5 protein-coding genes are annotated in these 5,911 nt (G+C 45.9%); 2 read left to right on the top strand and 3 right to left on the bottom strand.

Translation table 11 applies throughout. The features are described from left to right. Nucleotides 1-154: 154 nt before the first annotated feature. Nucleotides 155-568: a universal stress protein gene (locus QUB11_RS28265; RefSeq protein ID WP_333107288.1), complete on the bottom strand. Its 414-nt coding sequence runs from the start codon at nucleotides 566-568 to the stop codon at nucleotides 155-157. 183 nt (nucleotides 569-751) lie between these two features. Between QUB11_RS28265 and QUB11_RS28260 the strand changes: the two genes are divergently transcribed. Together QUB11_RS28260 and QUB11_RS28255 are read left to right on the top strand one after the other, a co-directional pair. Continuing rightward, nucleotides 752-1,951, top strand: a complete 1,200-nt coding sequence (locus tag QUB11_RS28260; protein ID WP_333206987.1) for a phosphoglycerate kinase — start codon at nucleotides 752-754, stop codon at nucleotides 1,949-1,951. A gap of 191 nt (nucleotides 1,952-2,142) precedes the next feature. Next, a complete protein-coding gene (locus tag QUB11_RS28255; RefSeq protein WP_333206988.1) occupies nucleotides 2,143-2,868 on the top strand; it encodes a pentapeptide repeat-containing protein in 726 nt (241 codons plus the stop codon). A gap of 99 nt (nucleotides 2,869-2,967) precedes the next feature. Here the strand turns inward: QUB11_RS28255 and QUB11_RS28250 are convergent, their stop codons facing one another. Next, nucleotides 2,968-3,741 carry a response regulator gene (locus QUB11_RS28250; RefSeq protein WP_445300807.1) on the bottom strand — a complete coding sequence of 258 codons (774 nt, stop codon included), beginning with the start codon at nucleotides 3,739-3,741 and terminating at the stop codon, nucleotides 2,968-2,970. A gap of 202 nt (nucleotides 3,742-3,943) precedes the next feature. After that, on the bottom strand, nucleotides 3,944-5,287 hold the full coding sequence (locus QUB11_RS28245; RefSeq protein ID WP_333206989.1) for an EAL domain-containing response regulator: 1,344 nt from the start codon (nucleotides 5,285-5,287) through the stop codon (nucleotides 3,944-3,946). Nucleotides 5,288-5,911: the final 624 nt, after the last annotated feature.

Here is a 5,911-nt window from a genome sequence, read left to right as displayed (position 1 = left end):
AGTCATTAGCCATTAGTCGCTGTGTCAGGGCGGGTTTACGCATACCCTGGATTTACATAATAGATACGGGTGAACCCGCCCCTACAGAATCTACGTTGATTTAGTCGGACACGATATAACACGTGACTAATAACTAATGACGAATGACTAATAACTAAGGCACAATCAAAACTGCACAAGGAGACAGATTGATTACCCGACTGGTAACGCTGTCAGACGCCCCATCATCGGTTAAACCCATCCCCCGACAGCCCATCACAATCAAATCGGCCCCAATTTCGTCCGCCACATCGCAAATCGTGAAAGCAGGTTTGCCTTCCCGTTCGATGATTTCAGCTTCAATTCCCTGCTGGGAAAACATCGATTGGGCCTCAGAAAGAAGTTTGGCGACTGCTTCGGGGGAAGTCATCACCTCGCGCGCGGGGGCGTCGGCCTCCTCGGCTGGGGGCTCGACTACCGAGAGAATAACTAAACGAGCACCGTAGGTTTTTACGATATTGACCACCTTTTCGGCAGCTTCGCGGGCTTCTCGGCTTTGGTCTACAGGAAATAAGACTGTCTTGAACATACTGCACATCTCCGGGACACGGACTCCGATAAAATGTTTAGGTTAAGCCAATCAGTGCCGTTTGTTCCATCTTCCGTTTTTTGTACGGGCGCGGTTGAATGCGTCCGAGGCCGGGGTGCAAGTTACCAGTGCCGCCATTTCAACGGAATTCGACAAAAACACACATATTAGGAGGTTAATCCTGTGACAAAAAAAACTGTAGCAAATTTATCGGCATCGGACTTATCGGGCAAACGGGTATTGGTGCGGGCGGACTTTAACGTGCCGCTCGACAACGGCAATATCACCGATGATACTCGCATCCGGGCGGCTCTGCCGACAATTCAAGATTTAGCGTCCAAGGGCGCTAAGGTGATTTTGTGCAGCCACTTCGGCCGTCCCAAGGGTGTGACGGAGAAGTTGCGCTTGACGCCGGTTGCTGTGCGCCTGTCGGAATTGTTGGGCAAAGAGGTCAAAAAGACTGACGACTGCATTGGTGATGAAGTCGCTGCTACAGTCGCGGCGATGCAAGATGGCGATGTGCTGTTGCTGGAAAATGTCCGCTTCTACCCAGAGGAGGAGGCAAACGACCCAGAATTTGCTAAGAAGTTAGCTTCTGTGGCCGATTTGTATGTCAATGATGCTTTTGGTACGGCTCACCGGGCTCACGCTTCTACTGAGGGCGTTACTAAGTATCTGAGTCCTTCTGTGGCTGGGTTTTTGATGGAGAAGGAACTGCAATATCTCGGCAGTGCGATCGACAATCCTCAGCGTCCTTTAGCTGCTATAATCGGCGGTTCTAAGGTTTCCAGCAAGATTGGAGTCATTGAAAAACTGCTCGAAAAGTGCGACAAACTGCTGTTGGGCGGTGGCATGGTTTTCACCTTCTACAAAGCTCGTGGCTTGAACGTTGGCAAGTCTTTGGTGGAAGAGGACAAGCTGGAACTGGCTAAGTCTTTGGAAGCTAAGGCGAAGGAACGGGGAGTTACTTTTCTGTTACCTACTGATGTGGTAGTTGCTGACAAGTTTGCTGCTGATGCTAACACTCAAACTGTCTCTGTTGAAAGCATCCCCGACGGTTGGATGGGTTTGGATATCGGCCCGGATTCAGTAAAAACTTTCCAAGATGCTTTGGCCGATTGCAAAACGGTCATCTGGAACGGGCCGATGGGCGTGTTTGAGATGGAGAAGTTTGCTGTGGGAACTGAAGGTATTGCTCATTCTTTGGCTGGACTTACTAAAACTGGTACTACCACAATTATCGGTGGTGGTGACTCGGTGGCGGCTGTGGAACAGTTGCATTTAGGTGAACAAATGAGCCACATTTCTACGGGTGGCGGTGCTAGTTTGGAGCTGCTAGAAGGTAAGGAATTGCCTGGTGTTGCTGCTTTAGATGAAGCTTAATTAAGTTAAGTAGGGCGGGCTTGGCCCGCCTTGCTGTCAGCAGGTCTAAATCATTGGCTGCGAATCATTTTTTTGAATATTTACCGCAGAGGGCGCAGAGAACGCAGAGCAAGAGGAAAGAGAGAGGGATATGGGTTTAAAGTCTATAGTTTGCTAGTATAATTTGTTTGAAGTAGCAGTGAGGTTTGTTTGTGAAACTTAAACTCTTGGCAACTGTAACGGCAAGTTTAGCTTTGTTTGGGCTGGCAGATCCCGTTAAGGCTCAAAATCCAGATCATGTTAGGCAATTGCTGGAAACTAAAGAGTGCGAAGGCTGTGACTTGAGAAATGCTGATTTGTTCAAGGCTAGCTTGTACAGAGCTAATTTAAGAGGAGCCGATTTAAGCGGAGCAAATCTCTATGAAGCTAATTTGCTAGAAGCGGATTTAAGTGATGCTAATTTGGCCAATGCTAACTTAGTTAATGCCGAAATGTACGGGGCTGAATTGAATGGTGCTAATCTGCGAAATGCGGATTTGTCTAATGCTTTTTTGGGGCGAGCGAATCTGACGAGTGCTGATTTGCGCGGTGCTAAACTTTTTAATGCGAATCTGGGGGAAGCTTATCTGTTGCAAGCTAATTTGTCGAATGCCGATTTGAGGCGTTCGCTGCTGTTTAGAGTTAATTTGAGTCGTGCGAATTTAAGCGGAGCGGATATGTCTTTCGCGGATGTGCGGGATACTAATTTGCAGAATGCTATTTTGTCAAATACTAGGCTTCCTGGGGCTCAATTGACCGGGACAAATATTGATGCGGCGAATAACGTGCGGCAGGCTGATTTGGGACGTGGCAACTTGCGGGGTACGAATTTGGGGCCGGGGGTTTGTGTGATAACTAATTATCCTTATTGTGTTTTGAATGTGGAAGAAAAATTTTAGACTCTAGTTCCCAGATTCATCTGTGGAGTAAATCTAAAATCTAAAATCTAAAATCTTAAATCCCCTGGCTGGCTGGCGCACCCTAGGTTGAACTCCGAGCTAAGTTTGAGGTGGTTTGTATCCTCTTTCTAGGGCAAATCTCACAAGCTGGGCCCGATTGTCTAACTGTAATTTACTGAAAATGCTGCCTAAATGAGCTTGCACAGTCCGGGGGCTAATAAACAGCCGATCGCTAATTTGTTTGTTAGTATAACCCTGGATAACCTCCCAAAAAACTCTTTCCTCGGCTGGTGTTAAAGGCAAAGGTGCAGGTGCTGGCAATACTGCCACAAATTGTGGTTCCACCGCCCTACCGCTAGAAGTTTGCAGCAGGCGGACAATTTCGGCGTGAATGCGGTGAGAGCGCTCTAACTGCGCTTTTACCTTAGCTAAAATTTCTTCAGACTGAAAAGGTTTTACCAGATAATCGTCACCGCCGATCGAATGACCTTCAACTTTCGACTCCAACTCGCCTTGACCCGACAAAAATATAAAGGGGACTAACTGTCCCAAACGGGTAGTTCGCAAACGGCGACAAAACTCAAACCCGTCCATTTCCGGCATCATGACATCTGAAATTACCAAATCTGGGGGGGCATTTTCAAACATCGAGAGCGCCTCAACCCCTGAATTAGCGCATTCCACCCGATATCCTTGACTTTCCAGGTACATTGCTAAGACTGTTTGACAGTCTGCTTCGTCGTCCACCACTAATATTGTTTCCATGACAGGCTTGCACCAATTCCAGTTGGACAGTTCTTGAAACTGCCAGTCCCAAAGTAGGAACTTAAATGAGTTTACCTCCTGCCACTTGATAAAGGTTCGCAATTTCAAGACGGCACACTTTCTCAAATAGTCCAATTAGGGGCTGAGCGCCTAAAAGGGGAAGCAATAGAGGAATATGGGGAACAATACTTTCTTTGATTCGCCTATCATCAAAAGCTACAACTTTTTATGAGGTAGCGTCAACTTTTATGCAGACAATAGAAGGTAAAAGAAAGAATTTTATCCTATTATACAGAAATCTTGGTGAGACTTACACTATTCCTAGACGCGACATTGAAAGGTTTTTAGATTTTTCTGGTTCGGACACCGATACAAAAGGAACAACGCGACTAGGTGCTGCTGGGGGCGGCGCGAACACATTCGGGTCGGCAACCAACATACTTTCAATTATCGCTGCTGGTTCGGGACGACTGAACAGATACCCCTGCATGATATCGCACTGATGTTGTTTCAAAAAATCTAGTTCTGCTTCTGTTTCCACTCCCTCAGCAATTACAGTCATATTCAAACTGTGACCCAGTAAAATTACTGCTGTAGTAATAGCAGCATTTTGAGTATCTTCGTTGGCATTACGGACGAAAATTCGATCGATCTTTAAACTGTCAAAAGCAAATTGCTTAAGATATCCTAAAGTAGCGTAACCGGTGCCGAAGTCGTCAATAGCAATCCGAATTCCTAGAGCTTTAAGTTGGTTTAAAGTAGTGCCTGCTACTGTCGCATTTTCCACCAAAGCGCTTTCGGTCATTTCTAATTCTAAATTAGCAGGCTCTAAACCTGTAGTTTCCAATATTTGGACGATTCGCGCCTTGAGTTCCGGGTCGGACAACTGCCGGGCCGACAAGTTTACTGATATTGTAAAGGGCGAAAACCCCGCAGCCAGCCAACTAGCGGCTTGAGCGCAAGCTGAAAGCAGTACCCACTCGCCAATCTGAATAATTAAACCTGTTTCTTCTGCTAAGGGAATAAATTCGCAGGGAGAAATTATACCTCGATCGGGATTTTGCCAGCGCACTAAAGCTTCGGCGCCGATAACTTGGCCGGTAGCAATATTCACTTGTGGCTGATAATATACCTGAAACTCACCTTGTGCCAAAGCGTGGCGCAGCAAAGCTTCGAGAGCAAACTTTTCAGGAGAGAGGGTTGTAACCTTAGTGGAGTCGTTAACTAAATCTTTGAGTCTGGCTTCTGCTTGGTGAAGCGCGACTGTCAGCGGTTGAGTAATAGTTTGCCGTTTCAAGACGCGAGAAGCAATGGCTCCCAGCAATTCAGCCTTGGTAAACGGCTTTGTCAGGTAATCGTCGGCTCCCAATTCCATCCCCCGACGAAAATCGGTTTTGTCACTTTGAGCCGTGAGGAAAATAAATGGAATTGTTGCAGCTAGCGAGTTTTGCCGCAGCGTCCGCAACACGTCATAACCGTCGAGTTCCGGCATCTGCACATCGCACAAAATTAAATCTGGTATCTCCGAAAGTGCCATCTGCACCCCAACTCGACCGTTCTCGGCCCCAATGACCCGGTAGCTGTGAGATTCCAGGAGTTGTAGAAGAGTTTCCCGGATTAATTCGTCGTCCTCAATTACCAAAATTTTGAGCATGATACTTAGATAACAGATGCCACTTTATATCTGAACCTGACTAACTCTAGCATACTCAAACTAGCAAATTAATAATTCAGCTAATTAGCCAATAAACCATTAGCCAAATGGCTGAATATTTCCCCTCGGTTCTTAAGTCACAATCAAAGAACTGCCCAAATTGGGAAGATTTCGATCTCTTTCAAGAGCAGAAAACTGCTGCGCCCGACTCGTTTGATAAACTTTTATTACAAAATCCTAATATTTCTCATAAAAAAAATTAGCCAACAGTTTCAGTGCGCCGACGGCGGAAATTACTCAGGCTATCACTTATATGATGTCCGGTTAATTGTTCATAATTAGTCCGTGTTTGTACTGAAAACTAGAGTTTTCTGTCAATGGATGAATCAGGATGCAGCGTCCTGATTCATCCAAAAAAGGATACTTGCTTTCAGACAACAGTCGTGGAGAGATAAAAATTTTAGATTAAGGTTCAATCTCCCAGATTCATCTGTGAAGTGAATCTAAAATCTAAAATCTAAAATCGACTAAGGGATAACTTAACTATGGATCGCGAATTAAATAACTTACAATTTTAATTGTTATTGTGGGATGGGCGTCCCGCCCGTCTTTTTTGGACGGGCG

Origin of the sequence: Microcoleus sp. B6-A1, from assembly GCF_036705085.1 — a bacterium.
In the GTDB taxonomy this organism is placed as follows: domain Bacteria; phylum Cyanobacteriota; class Cyanobacteriia; order Cyanobacteriales; family Microcoleaceae; genus Microcoleus.
The sequence above is the reverse complement of the archived record's forward strand: the minus strand, read 5'-3'. Positions and strand labels throughout refer to the sequence as shown.